Annotated in this window: 14 protein-coding genes; 3 read left to right on the top strand and 11 right to left on the bottom strand. The window is 71.8% G+C overall.

Translation table 11 applies throughout. From position 1 onward, the window contains the following. Window positions 1-70: 70 nt before the first annotated feature. A complete protein-coding gene (locus ACWDX7_RS15740) occupies window positions 71-1,528 on the bottom strand; it encodes an aldehyde dehydrogenase family protein (RefSeq protein ID WP_451491400.1) in 1,458 nt (485 codons plus the stop codon). Window positions 1,529-1,617: 89 nt separating this feature from the next. Next, on the bottom strand, window positions 1,618-2,496 hold the full coding sequence (locus ACWDX7_RS15735) for a helix-turn-helix domain-containing protein (RefSeq protein WP_451491401.1): 879 nt from the start codon (window positions 2,494-2,496) through the stop codon (window positions 1,618-1,620). Between the two features lie 321 nt (window positions 2,497-2,817). Here ACWDX7_RS15735 and ACWDX7_RS15730 point away from each other — a divergent pair, with 321 nt between their 5' ends. Beyond that, window positions 2,818-3,327 (top strand): ATP-binding protein, encoded by a 510-nt coding sequence (locus ACWDX7_RS15730; protein ID WP_451491402.1) that lies wholly within the window; start codon window positions 2,818-2,820, stop codon window positions 3,325-3,327. A 121-nt stretch (window positions 3,328-3,448) separates the two neighbouring features. Here ACWDX7_RS15730 and ACWDX7_RS15725 read toward each other — a convergent pair whose 3' ends face one another. After that, window positions 3,449-3,694 carry a DUF397 domain-containing protein gene (locus tag ACWDX7_RS15725; RefSeq protein WP_451491403.1) on the bottom strand — a complete coding sequence of 82 codons (246 nt, stop codon included), beginning with the start codon at window positions 3,692-3,694 and terminating at the stop codon, window positions 3,449-3,451. A gap of 124 nt (window positions 3,695-3,818) precedes the next feature. Continuing rightward, window positions 3,819-5,003, bottom strand: coding sequence for a DUF2786 domain-containing protein (locus ACWDX7_RS15720; protein ID WP_451491404.1), 1,185 nt, complete (start codon window positions 5,001-5,003; stop codon window positions 3,819-3,821). Between the two features lie 353 nt (window positions 5,004-5,356). Between ACWDX7_RS15720 and ACWDX7_RS15715 the strand changes: the two genes are divergently transcribed. After that, window positions 5,357-7,105 (top strand): bifunctional 3'-5' exonuclease/DNA polymerase, encoded by a 1,749-nt coding sequence (locus tag ACWDX7_RS15715; protein ID WP_451491405.1) that lies wholly within the window; start codon window positions 5,357-5,359, stop codon window positions 7,103-7,105. Between the two features lie 74 nt (window positions 7,106-7,179). On the opposite strand, the gene ACWDX7_RS15710 is transcribed toward ACWDX7_RS15715, so the two are convergent. After that, complete coding sequence (locus ACWDX7_RS15710) at window positions 7,180-8,259, bottom strand: DMT family transporter (RefSeq protein WP_451491406.1); 1,080 nt, start codon at window positions 8,257-8,259, stop codon at window positions 7,180-7,182. Between the two features lie 159 nt (window positions 8,260-8,418). On the opposite strand from ACWDX7_RS15710, the gene ACWDX7_RS15705 reads away from it, so the two are divergent. After that, window positions 8,419-8,871 (top strand): Lrp/AsnC family transcriptional regulator, encoded by a 453-nt coding sequence (locus tag ACWDX7_RS15705; protein WP_451491407.1) that lies wholly within the window; start codon window positions 8,419-8,421, stop codon window positions 8,869-8,871. A gap of 72 nt (window positions 8,872-8,943) precedes the next feature. Here the strand turns inward: ACWDX7_RS15705 and ACWDX7_RS15700 are convergent, their stop codons facing one another. From ACWDX7_RS15700 to ACWDX7_RS15675, 6 genes are all read right to left on the bottom strand, one after another. After that, entirely contained in the window at window positions 8,944-10,125 is a 1,182-nt protein-coding gene (locus tag ACWDX7_RS15700) for a histidinol-phosphate transaminase (RefSeq protein WP_451491408.1), read from the bottom strand. Window positions 10,126-10,155: 30 nt separating this feature from the next. Further along, window positions 10,156-11,142 carry an ornithine cyclodeaminase family protein gene (locus tag ACWDX7_RS15695; protein WP_451491409.1) on the bottom strand — a complete coding sequence of 329 codons (987 nt, stop codon included), beginning with the start codon at window positions 11,140-11,142 and terminating at the stop codon, window positions 10,156-10,158. Between the two features lie 103 nt (window positions 11,143-11,245). Continuing rightward, window positions 11,246-11,842: a prephenate dehydratase domain-containing protein gene (locus ACWDX7_RS15690; protein ID WP_451491410.1), complete on the bottom strand. Its 597-nt coding sequence runs from the start codon at window positions 11,840-11,842 to the stop codon at window positions 11,246-11,248. A gap of 113 nt (window positions 11,843-11,955) precedes the next feature. Beyond that, entirely contained in the window at window positions 11,956-12,924 is a 969-nt protein-coding gene (locus tag ACWDX7_RS15685) for a branched-chain amino acid transaminase (RefSeq protein WP_451491411.1), read from the bottom strand. Next, entirely contained in the window at window positions 12,921-14,345 is a 1,425-nt protein-coding gene (locus tag ACWDX7_RS15680; protein WP_451491412.1) for a phenylacetate--CoA ligase family protein, read from the bottom strand. Before ACWDX7_RS15680 ends, ACWDX7_RS15685 begins: the two co-directional genes overlap by 4 nt. A gap of 254 nt (window positions 14,346-14,599) precedes the next feature. Further along, on the bottom strand, window positions 14,600-15,028 hold the full coding sequence (locus ACWDX7_RS15675; protein WP_451491413.1) for a DUF2000 domain-containing protein: 429 nt from the start codon (window positions 15,026-15,028) through the stop codon (window positions 14,600-14,602). Window positions 15,029-15,093: the final 65 nt, after the last annotated feature.

The following is a 15,093-nucleotide window of genomic DNA, read 5'->3' as shown; positions in this document are numbered from 1 at the left end:
GCACGGCGACGGCCGCGGCGGCTGTGAGCGTGCCCGGTCGGATGCCGAAGACGCGCCTCGGCCGCGCCCCTCAGAACGGGAAGCGCGTCCGGCCGTGCTGTACGGAGATCCACTTCTGCGTGGTGAACGCCTCGACCGTGGCCTCGCCGTTCAGCCGACCCAGGCCGGAGGCCTTCTCGCCGCCGAAGGCCGGGAGGGGCTCGTCCCCGATGGTGGAGTCGTTGACGTGGATCATCCCGGTCTCGATCCGCTGCGCGAAGCGGACACCGCGCTCCACGTCCCGCGTGTGGACCGCGCCGCTCAGGCCGTAGGGCGTCGCGTTGGTGAGCCGTACGGCCTCGTCCTCGCCGTCGAAGACCACCAGCAGGGCGACGGGCCCGAAGATCTCCTGGCGCAGGAGCGGGGAGTCCTCGGGGAGCCCGGCCAGGACGGTCGGCTCCACGACGTTGCCGCGCGTGGTCCCCCGTACGAGCGCCCGCGCACCGCCCTCCACGGCCCGGTCCACGAGCGCGGTCAGGGCGTCGGCCTGGGAAGAGTTGATCAGCGGGCCGATCTGGGTCTCGGCGTCGCGCGGGTCGCCCGCCTTCAGGCTCCGCACGCGGGCGGTGAACTTCTCGGTGAACTCCTCGGCGACCGAGGCGTCGACCAGGATCCGGTTCGCGGCCATGCACACCTGGCCCTGGTAGACGAAGCGGCTGAAGACGGCCGCGTCCACCGCGTAGTCGAGGTCGGCGTCGTCCAGCACGACCAGCGCGCTGTTGCCGCTGAGCTCCAGGACCGTGCGCTTGAAGTGGCGGGCGGCGACCGCGCCGACGTGCCGGCCGACCCGGTCGGAACCGGCGAAGGAGATGACCTTGGGCACGGGGTGGGTCAGGAGCGCGTCGCCTATCTCGGCGATGTCGGTGACCAGGACGTTGAGGAGGCCCGCCGGAAGCCCGGCGTCCTCGAAGATCTTGGCGATGACCCCGCCGCCGACGACGGGCGCGTTCTGGTTCGGCTTGATCACGACGGCATTGCCCAGCGCCAGGGCGGGGGCGACCGACTTGAGGGTGACCAGGAAGGGGAAGTTGAAGGGGCTGATCACGGCGACGACCCCGACGGGCAGCCGCTGGACCCGGTTCTCCTTGCCCTCGACCGGCGAGGGCAGGATGCGGCCCTCGGGCCGGACGGCCAGCTGGATCGCCTCGCGGATGAACTCCATGGCGAGGTAGACCTCGTACTGGGCCTTCGGGCGCGTCCCGCCGAGCTCGTCGATCATCACCTCGACGAGCTCCTTCTCGCGCTCCTCGATGATCCGAAGGGCGCGTTCCAGGACCGCGCGTCTCACGTAGGGGCTGGTGGCGGCCCAGTCCCTCTGCGCGCGTTCGGCGGCGCGGTAGGCCCGGTCCACCTGGTCGACGGTGGCCACGGTGATGGCCGCGAGCTTCTCCCCGTTGTACGGGTTGACGTCGATGATGTCCCACGAACCGGTGCCGGCCAGCCATTCGCCGTCGATGTACTGGCGAGCCAGGTCGGTGAATATGGACATGCCATCCCTTACTGCGAGCGCGCACCCTTGCGCTGCACCGGAGACCGATCGGTCATCATGCACTGATCAGACGTCATAGTACGTGCCGATCAAGACAGTTGGAGCAGACCGCGCAGGAGATCCCGCGTCCGGTCCGGGTCGGGGCAGTCGGCCTGGAGCCGTTCCATGACCCGCTCGTACTGCCCCACTTCCTCGTCCTTGTCCAGGTAGAGGGCGCTGGTGAGCTGTTCCAGATAGACGATGTCCTGAAGGTCCGACTCGGGGAACCGCAGCAGGGTGAAGGCTCCGCTCTCGCCGGCGTGGCCGCCGAAGGAGAACGGCATCACCTGGAGCTGCACATTGGGCCGCTGGGAGACCTCGATGAGGTGCTCCAGCTGGCCGCGCATGACGTCGCGGTCGCCGTACGGGCGGCGCAGCGCCGCCTCGTCCAGCACGGCATGGAAGACGGGCGCGCTCTCGGAGACGAGCACTTTCTGCCGCTCCAGGCGCAGTGCGACGCGGCGGTCGATCTCGGCGGCGGTGGCGCCGGCCATGCCGCGGGCGACGACGGCGTGGGCGTACGCCTCCGTCTGCAACAGCCCGTGCACGAACTGCACTTCGTAGATCCTGATGAGCGAGGCCGCGCCCTCCAGGCCGACGTACGTCTGGAACCAGCCGGGCAGCACGTCGCCGTAACTGTGCCACCAGCCCGTCGCGTTGGCCTCCCGGACCAGTCCGAGCAGGGACTCGCGCTCAGCGGCGTCCGTGACTCCGTAGAGCGTGAGGAGGTCCTCGACGTCTCTGGACTTGAAGCTCACCCTTCCCAACTCCAAGCGGCTGATCTTCGATTCTGATGCGCGGATCGAGTAGCCGGCCGCCTCACGGGTGATGCCGCGGGATTCACGCAATCGCCTGAGCTGTGAACCCAGGAGGATGCGGCGCACCACAGAACCGCTCGCTTCTGCGGTCACTTGTCCTGCCCTCCCCATCGCCGTGGTGTGCGCGGGGCCCCCGTACCCCAGGGGCCGCAGTCTGCCACCAAAACGCATTGGCCCGTACTCGTTCTGTAACGGAATCCCGCCTCCGGGAAAAGAAGTCCGCAAGGATGCGCCGGAAGAAATGAGCAAGAACCGTCACGGGAGGGGACAGGTCCGGCGCGTGCACGTGCATCTGCCCTTGCATCCGGCGCGGCGTTTGGGAACGATGGTGCCGCGCACCTGCGTTCAGTTTCACGCCGGCGCCGGACCCACCCCGCAGTTCTCTTTGGCCGGAGCCCGCCGCTCCGTCCGCGAATCCCGGGAGTGCCTCGCATGGGGACGAATGGATCGACCATGCTGGAGCCGTTACGGCAGGGGCTTCCCCCGGTCGACCCCACGGCTGTCTCCGGGTCCGCGTCGTGCGCCCTGCCCGGCTGCTTCGAAGCGGTGCGCGCGGCGCGCACCTTCACCCGCTCGACACTGGCCCAGTGGGGGCTCGACGAGCGCTTCGACGACGTGTCGCTGGTCGTGTCCGAACTCGTCACCAACGCGCTGCGCCATGCCCTGCCGGACGATCCGCGGCGCGCGGGCGGCGAGGCGGAGCCGCCGGTACGGCTGCACCTGATGCGGTGGAGCACCCGGCTGGTGTGCGCGGTGCGCGACCCGAGCGAGGACCGGCCCGGCGGCGCCTTCTCGCCGGAGCGCACGGAGGAGAACTTCGACCTGGAGTCCGGACGCGGGCTGTTCCTGGTGGACTCGTACAGCGACAGCTGGGGCTGGCACCCGCTGGCGGGGCGGCTGACCGGCAAGGTGGTCTGGGCGCTCTTCCTGCTCCAGGACTGAGGGAGCACAGCGGAGCGCCTGGCGGATTCCAGGGCCGCCGGGATCCGGACGCGCACGGACGACGACTGGCCGGTACCGATCACGAGATCGGTACCGGCCAGTGCACGTGCACGGCTTGATCTCAGCTGGTCAGGTGGTCGAACTCGCCGTCCTTGACGCCCAGAAGCAGCGCCTCTATCTCGGCCGGCGTGTAGACGAGTGCCGGACCGTCCGGAAAACGCGAGTTGCGCATGGCGACATCGCCGCCGGGCAGTTTCGCGAACTCCACACAGGACCCCTGCGAATTGCTGTGTCTGCTCTTCTGCCAGGTCAGCTCATACAAGGAAGCGAGTTCTGCAGCTGCTATCCCGTTGTACGCGTGGTCCACAGGAAGCCCCCGATAGTGCAGATGTCAACTGCACCGGATCATAGCTCTGTTCCTCAGCGGCTGCACGGGCAGATGCACGTGCACGCGGCGTGGTGTCCCGATCACGCGGGGAGCCGGGCCCGGGCTACGGCAGGGCGCGGCGGTCCTCCCCGCCCATCCGTGCCCGGTCGGCGGCGGCCGTGCCGTGCTCCCAGCCCGCGTGGTCGGTCGCACCGCGCAAGCGGGTGGTCGTGGTGCGCGGGAACATCTCCTCCGCCCGCGAGGTCACCGCCACGTCGCGCGCCACCAGGGCCGGCAGGTTGTCCGGGGCCTCGGTGGCCGTGTGCTCGGCGGTCTCGGCGAGCCGCTGGCCGAGCCGGCTGGCGTAGGCGAGCAGGAAGGACTGCCTGAAGGTCTTCGTCCGCTTGCGTCCGCCGGAGCGCTGCGCGGCCTCCGCGCGGGTCATCGCGGCCGTGCCCTGCACGAGCAGGGAGGTGTACAGCAGCTCCACCGCCTCCAGGTCGCTCTCGAAGCCGACCACCGTGGAGAACTCGTAGCCGCTGTTCCACACCGCCCGGCAGCGGTTGGCCGTCGCCACCGCGTCCAGCAGGACCGCCTTGGCCTCCTCGTACGGCGGCTCGACCCCGATCCGGCAGGCGCCAGGCGGCCGGGCGGCGCCGCCCCCGCGCGCCGCCAGCAGCGCCTCGTCCACGGTGTGCCGGGCCATCAGCTCCTGGGCTTTGGCGCTGAGCGCCTCCGCCTCCTCCGGGAAGGTGGTGGCCTCCGCCTTGGCGAGCAGCGCGCGGATCCGGCCCAGCATGCGCGGTTCGATGTGCGCGGACGGCGACAGCCCGGCGATGTCGGCCGGGTCGCCCGGAAGCGGCCCGACCGGTTCGATCGAGGGCAGCCGGATCAGCAGCCGCAGCACCTCCAGGACCGCCGTGGCCAGGGTGAACCGGTCCGTCCGCTCCCGCTGCGCGAGCCGGTCGGCGTACGCCGTGTCCGCGCCCCACCAGACCTCGGCCTCGGTCCACCGCTCGGGCAGCCGGGCGTAGCGGCGCGCCTCGGCGGCGATCAGGTCACCGGTGATCCGCACGTGCCGCTCGTCGAGGTCCCGGCGGACCAGCCGCAGCACGTCGGCCGGCTGCCAGCCGCGCTCCCAGCCCTGCCGTACGTACGCCTCCCCGCGCGCCAGCAGTTCCTGCCCGACCCCGGCCCACTGCCCCGGCTCGGTGACGAGCAGCGAGGCGCCGGTGTCCAGGCCGGCGTCGTCCTGGGCGTAGAGGGCGGCCGCGAAGGCTCGGTCGACGGTTTCGGCAAGGTCTCTCACGCCTCTCAGCTTGGCATGTCAGCCCCGCGCCCCCTTCCCGGGGCGGACGGCCGCGGTGTGGGGGCGGCGGGCCGGGCGGCGGGCCGGGCGGCGGGCCGGGCGGCGGGCCGGGCGGCGGGCCGGTGAGGTCGGCATCGGCTGCGAGATGCCGTCCACGGCGTGCTGAAGCACTGGAACCCCCGGCCCCGACGGTCCCCGCCCGGTCCCGGTCCCCGCCCGGTCCCGGTCCGAGCTCCGGGCGCGGGCCGGGGGCCGAGCTCCGGGGTCGTCCCGGTCGGCCGGGCGGGCGAGCGGAGATCCGGCGCCGCGCGGCCCGGCCGGGCCTGTCACACCCCGGTGGGACACTCGCACCCATGAGCGACCGCATCCCCCGGTGGGCCCTCGCCGAGGACGGCGACGGATGGTGGCATGCCGCCCCCGTGGAACCGGTGGAACCGGTGGATCCCGTGGTCCCCGGCGGACCGGGGGCCCGCGTGGGCGGCGGGGGTCCCGGGGCTCCCGCGGGCGGCGGGCGGATCACCGTCCGCGACCCCGCCACGGCCGTGCGGGCGGCCCCCGCCGGTACGCGGTGGGTGTGGCGCTCCACCGCGGCCGTCTACCCCCGTCTCCTCACGGCCGGCGTCCGCGTCGAGCGGTGCTACGACGTGGAGGACGCCGAGGTCCTGCTGCTCGGCCACGAGGGCCGCGGCGGCGAGCCGCGCTCCGCCGCCGCCGCGTGGGCACGGCTCACCGGTGGCCCCGTACCGGCCGACCCACCGCAGCGCGCCGCCGAGCCCGGTACCCAGTCCTCGCTCTTCGACCCGCAGCCGGCGCCGCTGCCCCTGGAGGCACTGCTCGCCGTCCACGCCGACCAGGCGCGCCGGCTCGACGCCACCGCCCACCCCGACCGCATGCGGCTGCTCACCGCCGCCGAGTCCGCGGCCTTCCTCGTGGCCGCCGAGATGAACCGCGCGGGCCTGCCCTGGCGGGCCGACGTACACCGGGCGCTGCTGAGCGAGCTGCTGGGCGAGCGGTATGCCGGCGGCGGGGAGCCCAGGCGGCTGGCCGAGCTGGCCGACGAGGTGTCGGCGGCGTTCGGGCGGCGGGTCCGCCCGGAGCTGCCCGCGGATGTGATCAGGGCTTTCGCCGGGGCGGGGATCAAGCTCAAGTCCACCCGCCGCTGGGAGATCCAGGAGCTCGACCACCCGGCCGTCCGCCCGCTGATCGAGTACAAGAAGCTCTACCGGATCTACACGGCCCACGGCTGGGGCTGGCTCGCCGACTGGGTCCACGACGGCCGGTTCCGCCCGGAGTTCGTCCCGGGCGGCACCCTCACCGGCCGCTGGGTCACCAACGGCGGCGGGGCCCTGCAGATCCCCAAGGTGATCCGCAGGGCCGTCGTGGCCGACCCGGGCTGGCGGCTCGTCGTCGCCGACGCCGACCAGATGGAGCCGCGCGTGCTCGCCGCCATCTCCCGGGACCCCGCCTTCATGGAGGTGGCCGGGCGGCCCGAGGACCTCTACACCGCCGTCTCCCGCGAGGGCTTCTCCGGCGACCGGGACAAGGCCAAACTCGCCGTGCTCGGCGCCGTGTACGGGCAGACCTCCGGAGACGGGCTGAAGAACCTGGCCGCGCTGCGCCGCCGCTTCCCCCGGGCCGTCGCGTACGTGGACGACGCGGCCCGGGCCGGGGAGGAAGGCCGGCTCGTACGGACCTGGCTGGGCCGCACCTGCCCGCCGCCCGTCACCGCCGCCGAGTCCGACGACGGGGAGGCGGGCATCCCCGCGCCCCGGCAGGACGACGGCTGGACCCCGAGCTACGCCTCGACCGACACCCGGGCCCGCGGCCGGTTCACCCGTAACTTCGTCGTCCAGGGCAGCGCCGCTGACTGGACCCTGCTGCTGCTCGCGGCGCTACGGCAGGCCACCGCCGGGATGCGCGCCGAGCTGGTGTTCTTCCAGCACGACGAGGTGATCGTGCACTGCCCGGCCGAGGAGGCGGAGGCGGTCGTGGAGGCGATCCGCGCCGCCGGAGCCCGGGCCGGCCGCATCGCCTTCGGCGACACCCCGGTCCGCTTCCCCTTCACCACGGCGGTGGTGGAGTGCTACGCGGACGCCAAGTGAAGTCACCTTGAGTACGAGTACGTGGTGGCGGCGCCCGCGGGGTCGTGAAGCTCCCCGTACAGCCGCGGCCAGGCTCAGGCCCGGGCGGTCGCGGTCTCGGTCTCGGTCTCGGCCTGGGCCACGGTCTGGGCCACGGTTTCGGCCTCGGTCTCGGCCTGGGCCTGGGCCTGGGCCTGGGCCACGGTCTGGGCCACGGTTTCGGCCTCGGTCTCCGTCTCCGTCTCCGTCTCGGAAGACCGGCTCGCGCCCGCTGCCTCGCCCGGCTGCTGCCTCTGCTTCGCGGTGGTTCCCGGGCCCCGCTCGATCATGCCCATCACCACCCCGACCATGATGATGACGCCGCCCGCCGCCTGCGCCAGCCGGATCGACTCCCCGTTGATCACGACGGCGCCGAGGACGCCGAAGACCGGGACCAGGTTGAGGATGTTCACGGCGACGCTCGACGCCATCCTGCGCAGGCCGTAGTTGTAGAGCAGGAAGCCGCCGACCGAGCACGCCACGGCCAGGTAGACGAGCAGCGAGGAGGAGGTCAGGCCCGGCATGCGCCAGTCGCCCGCCTCCAGCAGGGAGGCGAGGAGGAATCCCGCCGCGCCCGCCACGGTCTGGTAGTAGGTGACGCTCACGGCGTTCTGCCCGGCGCTGGCACGCTTGCCGAGTACGTTGTACCCGGCCCAGGCCAGCCCGCCGAGCAGCAGCAGGATGTCTCCCGTCCATCGCGCACTGCCGCCGACCTCGGCTCCGTTGCGTACGACGAGGAACGCGCCGACGGTGGCCAGCAGCACGCCCGCCACACGCAGCAGCGGCATCCGGGTCCGGTAGAGGACCAGTTCCAGCAGCATCGTCATCAGCGGGTACGTGGCCACGATCAGGGAAGCGTCGGACGCCGTGGACAGGTCGACGCCGACGTTCTCCAGGACGAAGTAGACGGTGATGCCGAGGAATCCGCTCACGTAGAGCTGCCGCCGCTGCGGTGCGTCCGGCCGCGCCGGGCGATTGCGGTTCAGCCGCACCAGTACGGCCAGGAGTACGGCCGCCAGGGTGAATCTGATGGCGCCGATACTGAGCGGGCCGACGTCCTGCAGCACGTGCTTGGTCACCGCGTACGAACTGCTCCAGAACAGTGCGGCCGCCACCACCGCACTCACCGCCCCCATGCTGGGCCCTCGCTCACGCACCTGAATCCCCTCTCCACCACCGCCGAACGCACCGCCGTCCGAACAAAAGCCAGTCGACTGAGGAGGAGGTTAGCAAGATCATCGAAGGTGACGCGTAGAATCCGAATTACCTTCGGAATACGGCAGAGTGAGGCGAGCATGGACGAACTTGATTCGGCGTTGGTACGGATGCTCCAGGAAGACGGTCGGCGCACCAACCGGGACATGGCCCAAGCGCTCGGTATCGCCCCGTCCACCTGCCTGGAGCGGATCCGGTCGCTGCGCGAGCGCGGCGTCCTGACCGGCTTCCACGCGGAAGCCGACCTCGCGGCGATCGGCCGCGGGCTGCAGGCCGTGATCGCCGTGCGCGTCCGCCCGCCGACGCGTGCGGTGATCGAGTCCTTCCAGGCCTTCCTGGAGCGGATGCCCGAGGTGATCTCGCTCTTCGTCCTCGCCGGGAACGACGACTTCCTGGTGCACGTCGCCGTCCGCGACACCGACCACCTGCACGCGGTGGTCCTGGACAAGCTGACGAAGCGTCCGGAGCTCGCCGACGTACGGACATCGCTGGTCTACGGGCACATGCGCAAGAAGGTCATCGGCCCGGCGTAACCCCCGTACGACCGCCTCGCGAGCAGGTCACCGGCCCGGCGTGACGCCCGTACGGACCCCCGCGCGAGCAGGTCACCGGCCCGGCGGCGGGGTCTCCTTCGCCGCCGTGATCAGCAGGTCGTTCGCCTCCAGGCCGCCCACGGTCACCCGCAGGCCGCTGCCCGGGAAGGCCCGGACGAGCAGGCCGCGCCGCTCCCACTCCCGCGCCACCGACTCCGTGCCCTCCCCCGTCGGCAGCCACAGGAAGTTGGTCTCACTGGGCAGTACCTCCCAGCCGAGCCCGAGCAGCGCCGCGCGGATACGCTCCCGCTCCGCGACGATCCGCTCCACCCGCTCGAAGAGTTCCCCCTCCACCCGCAGCGCGGTCAGCGCGGCCTCCTCGGCGAGACGGCCCACCCCGCACGGCACGGCGCACTTGCGCAGGGCCTCGGCGATCGCGGGTTGCGCGACGCCGTAGCCGACGCGCAGCCCCGCCAGCCCGTAGGCCTTCGAAAAGGTGCGCAGCGCCAGCAGGTTGGGCCGTGCCTGGTGCAGCTTCATGCCGTCAGGGGCGCTGGGTGAGCGGTAGAACTCGAAGTACGCCTCGTCCAGGACGACCAGGACATCACCGGGCACCCGGTCCAGGAACCGGTCCAGTTCGGCGGCGCCGACGGCCGTCCCGGTGGGGTTGTTGGGCTCGCACAGGAAGACGGCCCTGGTCCGGGGGGTGATGGCGGCGGCCATGGCGTCCAGGTCGTGGACGCCGTCGAGGAGCGGCACCTCCACGGGCACGGCACCGGCGATCCGCGCCACGATCGGATACGCCTCGAACGACGGCCAGGCGTAGACGACTTCGTCGCCGGGCTCCAGCATGGCCTGGCCGATCTGCTGGTAGATGCCGACCGAACCGGGACCGGTGACGAGATGCCCGGGCGGGACGTCGAACCGCCGGGCGAGGGCTTCCGTCAGACGCTCGGGGTGGATGGTCGGGTAGTAGTTGCTCCGCGCCGCCGCCTGGGCGATGGTCTCCCGTACGGAGGGCAGGGGCGGGTACGGGTTCTCGTTGAGGAACAGCCGGTGGGAGGGGCCCTCGGCGGGTGGGGCCGGGGGCTTGGGCACATAGGCGGGGACGGCGGCGAGCACCGCGCGGGGCGCGGGGGCCGTCGTACGGGCCGTACCGGTCGGCGTGTCCGTACCGGTCGGCGTGTCCGTACCCGTTGCTCTGGCCGTACCCGGTGCGCTGGGAGCGCTCGGCGACGTACTGGTTGTGCTCATGGCGGGTTGTGCGTCCTCTCGGGTGTCGCGTCAGTCCTGGTCCCAGGCTTGGCCGAGCCCCTGGGCGGCAGCCGCCTCGGCGATCGCGAAGCCGGACATGATGTCCTGCACGCCGAGCCCGAGCGACTTGAAGACGGTGATCTCCCGCTCGTCGCGGCGGCCCGGATGGCGGCCGAGCAGCACCTCGCCCAGCTCGGCGAGGATGTGGTCGGGTCCGACCAGCCCGGCGTCCAGCGGCGCCTTCAGGTCACCGGACTCGGCGAGCGCCGACTGGCGGCTGTCCACGAAGAACGCAGCTCGCGCCACCGCCCGCGCCGACAGCTCCCGGTGGTCGACGAAGGAGGCGCCGGCGGCGTTGACGTGGGCGCCCGGGGCAAGGTCGCCGGCCTCCACGACGGGCTCCTTGGCGGCGGTCGTGGTGCACACGATGTCGGCCCCGTCCAGGGCGGCGGCGGGACTGCCCATCACCTCGACCTCGATGCCGAGCTCCTTCGCGGCCCACTGGCGGTAGGCCTCGGCGTTGGCCGGGGTGCGACTCCACACCCGTACCCGGCGGAGCTCGCGGACCACCGCCATGGCCTCCAGGTGGCTGCGGGCCTGCACCCCGGAGCCGAGGACCGCCAGGTCCCCCGCGTCGGGCCGGGCCAGCGCGTCGGTCGCCACCGCGGAGACCGCGGCCGTCCGTACGGCCGTCACGGCGCCCGCGTCCATCAGTGCGAGCGGGGCGCCGGTCTCCGGGTCGAAGACCATGACGATCCCGATGTGCAGCTCCAGGCCGCGGGCCGGGTTCTCCGGCTTGAGCACCATCGCCTTCAGTCCGTATCCGGCCAGTTCCTCACCGGCCACGAAGCCCGGCATGGTCCCGAGGAGTCCGCTGTCGCGCTCCGGGCGCAGGATGGTGCGCAGCGGCTGGTCGACGAGGCCGGAGCTGTAGCGGCGCATGGCCTCGGCCATGACCTCGGTGGCGCGCTCGATGGGGTAGACCCGGCGGACCGTGGCACGGTCGATCAAGAGCATGGGTGGGCGTTTCCTTCCTCGGCGTTCGTGGGCAGCCCGGGCAGGGGTGACGTACGGCAGGGACCGGCCCGTACGCCACCCCTGCCCCCTGCTGACGGGTCGGTCAGGCCGTCTGACCGGCCAGCGTGAAGACCGACCAGAGCATGCGGATCGGGCGGGTCCGGGAGATGAACTCCAGGTCGTTGGCCAGGGCCGCGGGCTGGGTGGTCAGCGCCAGATCCGTCTCACGGCGGCGGGCCTGGCCGGCGGCGGCACTGGTGGAGGTCGCGTAGAGGATCTCCTCCACCGTGTACTCCTCGGGCAGCAGCTCCCCTACGAGGGCGAGCGGTGCGGGGTGCGTCGCGATGCGGGCCCGCTTCGGAATGGGGTGCCCGGGCGAGACGGCGATGCCGTAGTGCGGGGTGTCGAAGAGGAAGGCACCGGCGAAGCGGAGCTTCGGGTCCATGTAGAAGCTGTGCACGCCGGCGTACGCGTTGGCGATCACCAGATGGCTCACCGCGCCTTCGCGCAGCGCCTCGCCGGCCTGCTCGTAGGTGTCGTACAGCCGGATGTCCGGGACCGCGCCCCGGCCCCGGTCGGCCCACAGATATAAAGCGGCCTGCTCACTGCTGGTGCCGGCGGGGCCGAGCGTGCCGATGGTGTCGACCGACGGGCCGTAGGTGAGTGCGGTGTCTATCCAGTCAGATGCCTCAGTAGTCATCCAGTCCCCCTGAGTGTGCCGCTGAGTCGCGGCCCGAATTGCGGGTCAGGCACGGGTCACGCGCCTGTGTTGCGGGTCACGCTGTACCGCGGGTCACGCGCCGGTGTTGCGGATCACGCGTGAACGGGATGCAGCCAGTGGCCGTAGCGCGGTTCTCTGCCGCGGACGACGTCCTGGTACGCGCTCATCAGAGCGGTGGTGAGCGGGCCGGGGGTGCCATCGGCGACGGGACGCCCGGCGAGTTCGGTGACCGGGACGATCTCGGTTCCGGTGCCGGTGAGGAAGACCTCGTCCGCGCCGGCGAGTTCGTCACGGCCCAGGTCACGGGCGTCCGTCTGCGTCTGCAGCAGATCCGCCGCGATCGTCATCACCGTGTCGCGGGTGATGCCCTCCAGCAGATCGGCGGAGACCGGCGGGGTCACCAACCGCCCGCCGATGACGGCGAACACGTTGGAGGTGCTGGCCTCGGCGACCTGTCCCCTGCTGTTGAGGAGGATCGCGTCGTCGCACCCGGCCGCCCGCGCCTCGTCCGCGGCGAGCGCGTTGTTGACGTACCCGCCGGTGACCTTGGCGCGCACCGGCAGCACGTCGGAGCTGGGCCGGCGCCAGGAGCTGATGGCGCAGCGGATACCGGCCGGGTCGGTGTAGGAGCCCATCCGGAAGGCGTTGACGGACAGCGCGTCGGAGACCCCCGAGAGGCTGACGCCCGGTTTCTGGCCGGGCAGCAGGGCGCGCTTGTAGGCCAGTGGCCGGATGTACGTGTCCTCGGTCGCGCCGATCCGCCGCAGCAGTTCCGCGGTGAGCTCGCACAGCTCCTCGGCCGAGCGGCCGACGTCGATGCGCAGGGTGCGGGAGCTGCGCAGCAGCCGGCGGTAGTGGTCGTGGGCGCGGAAGACCGCGAGGCCGCCGCCGTCCTGGACGTAGGCCCGGATGCCTTCGAAGACTCCGGTGCCGTACTGCAGGGCCTGTGTGGTGACGGGCACCACGGCACGCTCCAGCGGCACGAACTCGCCGTCGTGGTAGGCGATCTGCGCAACGGCAGGGGAGACCTGCGCGGGAGCGCCGTTCTGGGTGACGGTCACTGGGCCCTCCCGCCCGCCACGGCGAGCGCGGCTGCCTGCTCCGCGTCGGGGACCGCCAGCCGGCGGTCCTCCACACGGGCGGCCTTCCAGCTGACCATGGCGCCGGTGGTCGTGACGCTGCCGAGGGGGCCGTACTCGAAGCGGAGCGGCACCCCCAGCCGGTCGTCGACGGCGCGGCTGATCGCGCTCTCGTCGAGGCGTACGCCGTCGCGGTCGTCCGGGAGTTGCAAGCGCAGCGTCAGCTCGTCCCGGCCGTCCACGGCGTCGATGACGATCTGGTAGTCCAGGTAGCCGCGCGGGTGGGTGAGCAGCAGCTCTTCGAGGTCGTAGCCGCTGATTTCGCGGCCGCCGATCAGCAGCGCGTCCCGGGTGCGGCCGAGGACTTCGAGGGTGGGCGCGGGCAGGGAGCGGCCGGCGGAGGGCGGGCCGAGCCGGACGAGGTCGCCCGTCCGGTAGCGCACGAGGGGCTTGCTGCCCTGGTAGAGGGAGGTGACGACGAGCTCGCCGGTGCGCACGCCGTCCGCGCCCGGGGCCACGGCCTGCCCGGTGTCCGGGTCGATGACCTCGTAGATGTTGAGCAGCGGGGCCGTGTACAGGCCGCCGTCGGCGCCGGACGCGCCCATCACGGAGGCTTCCTGGGAGGCGTACAGGGCGTTGTGGACGCGGGCGCCCCAGACTTCGCCGATGTTCTCCAGCATGCTGGGCGACGCGAGTTCGCCGGTGCACATGATGACGTCGAGGTGGAAGTCGCGGCGCGGGTCGAGGCCGGCGGCGTAGGCCTTCTTGGCCAGGGTGAGGGCCATGCCGGGCGTACTGAACAGGCCGGTGACGGGCAGCGTCCGCAGGGTCTCCAAGGCGCGCTCGAAGCCGACCATCGGGGAGTGCGGCCACATCTTCGCCACGGCGTGGCCGAGGTTGCGGCACACATCGCCGAAGGTGTCGCCGAAGGCGTGCAGCTCGGTCGGGCCGGAGACGCCGATGATCTGCTCGTCGCCGTACTGGCGGAAGATCGTGTCGTAGTACACGGTCAGCGCGGTGTTGTTGTGCAGGGAGTCGATGTTGTCGCGCGGGCACGGGGTGCTGCGGCCGGTGGTGCCGGTGGTCTCGTAGAAGATCCACGCCTTGTGCATCGGCAGCGACAGGACGTCGGCGAACTCCTGCCTCAGGTGGTCCTTGGTGGTGAAGGGCAGGGTGGCGAGCTGCTCGGGTGCGAGTGAGGTGATCGCCTGGGGGTCCACGTCCGCCAAGTGGCGGCCGTAGAAGGGGGAGTGCGTCTTGACGTACTCGACCGTGGTGCGCAGTGCGCTGAGTTGGTGGGCCGCCAGTTCGTCTTCGGTCCAGCGGCCGGCCGCGTAGGAGCGGTGCCGGTCGCGTATTTCACGGGCGGTGAAGGCGAGTTGATCGTTGAAGACCGTGAACATGCCTTCCTCTCGTGTTCGTTCGCGTGCGGGAAGTGGGTGGTCATGCGTGAGGCGCCCGCGCTGGCCGTGTCGGCGCGCGATCGGCCCCTCGCCGGTTCGCGGGCAGGGCTGACCGGCCGGCCGGCCGGGGCGCCGCGGAAGAGGGCCGGCGCCGGCGGGCATGCCGAAGCGCCAGGGGGCCTGCCGCGTGCAGGCGGGGTGAAGTGTGAAGTGGGTCGGAAGTCGGTGATGTGGGCCGGGCTGTCGCGCTCGCGTCAGCGGTACAGCGGCAGACTTCCGGTGATCTTGTCCACTGCCTTCTTGCTGCCGCACAAGGCGATCCCGATGTACGGGAGTTCACCGGTGGAGATCTCGGCGGTGCGGCGCGTGTACTCGTCGTACGAACGCGACGACTGCGCCACCGAGGTGAAGTCGACGACGAAGACGTCACTCGCGTCCACGGCGCGGAGCGCGACGTCGCGCAGCTCCCCGGCGTCGGCCTTCAGGACGGGCAGCGGGATCGAGGTGATACCCGTGTGCAGCCGGCCGTCCGCGTCCTTCACGTCATCGCCGACGATGCCGTCGGTGAATTTCCCGACCGACAGGGCGAGCGCCGCGACGGTGTTCATCGCCAGCCCTGCGGGAAGCTCCTTGTCGACGACAATCGCACACTTCTCGAACTGGTACCCCACGATTTTCCCCATTTCATGTACTCGTACTGAATTCAGACGCCGCTCACCGAAGGGCGACGGAATTCTTCAGGGGTTCA

Source organism: Streptomyces sp. NPDC003034 (genome assembly GCF_053591375.1).
This window is presented reverse-complemented; position numbering and strand designations above follow the sequence as displayed.

What these genes read in the sequence shown, in the direction of transcription:
- ACWDX7_RS15740 (WP_451491400.1), bottom strand. Translation starts at nt 1,528, where the DNA reads ATGTCCATATTCACCGACCTGGCTCGCCAGTACATCGACGGCGAATGG.
- ACWDX7_RS15735 (WP_451491401.1), bottom strand. Translation starts at nt 2,496, where the DNA reads ATGGGGAGGGCAGGACAAGTGACCGCAGAAGCGAGCGGTTCTGTGGTG.
- ACWDX7_RS15730 (WP_451491402.1), top strand. Translation starts at nt 2,818, where the DNA reads ATGGGGACGAATGGATCGACCATGCTGGAGCCGTTACGGCAGGGGCTT.
- ACWDX7_RS15715 (WP_451491405.1), top strand. Translation starts at nt 5,357, where the DNA reads ATGAGCGACCGCATCCCCCGGTGGGCCCTCGCCGAGGACGGCGACGGA.
- ACWDX7_RS15710 (WP_451491406.1), bottom strand. Translation starts at nt 8,259, where the DNA reads ATGGGGGCGGTGAGTGCGGTGGTGGCGGCCGCACTGTTCTGGAGCAGT.
- ACWDX7_RS15705 (WP_451491407.1), top strand. Translation starts at nt 8,419, where the DNA reads ATGGACGAACTTGATTCGGCGTTGGTACGGATGCTCCAGGAAGACGGT.
- ACWDX7_RS15700 (WP_451491408.1), bottom strand. Translation starts at nt 10,125, where the DNA reads ATGAGCACAACCAGTACGTCGCCGAGCGCTCCCAGCGCACCGGGTACG.
- ACWDX7_RS15695 (WP_451491409.1), bottom strand. Translation starts at nt 11,142, where the DNA reads ATGCTCTTGATCGACCGTGCCACGGTCCGCCGGGTCTACCCCATCGAG.
- ACWDX7_RS15690 (WP_451491410.1), bottom strand. Translation starts at nt 11,842, where the DNA reads ATGACTACTGAGGCATCTGACTGGATAGACACCGCACTCACCTACGGC.
- ACWDX7_RS15680 (WP_451491412.1), bottom strand. Translation starts at nt 14,345, where the DNA reads ATGTTCACGGTCTTCAACGATCAACTCGCCTTCACCGCCCGTGAAATA.
- ACWDX7_RS15675 (WP_451491413.1), bottom strand. Translation starts at nt 15,028, where the DNA reads ATGGGGAAAATCGTGGGGTACCAGTTCGAGAAGTGTGCGATTGTCGTC.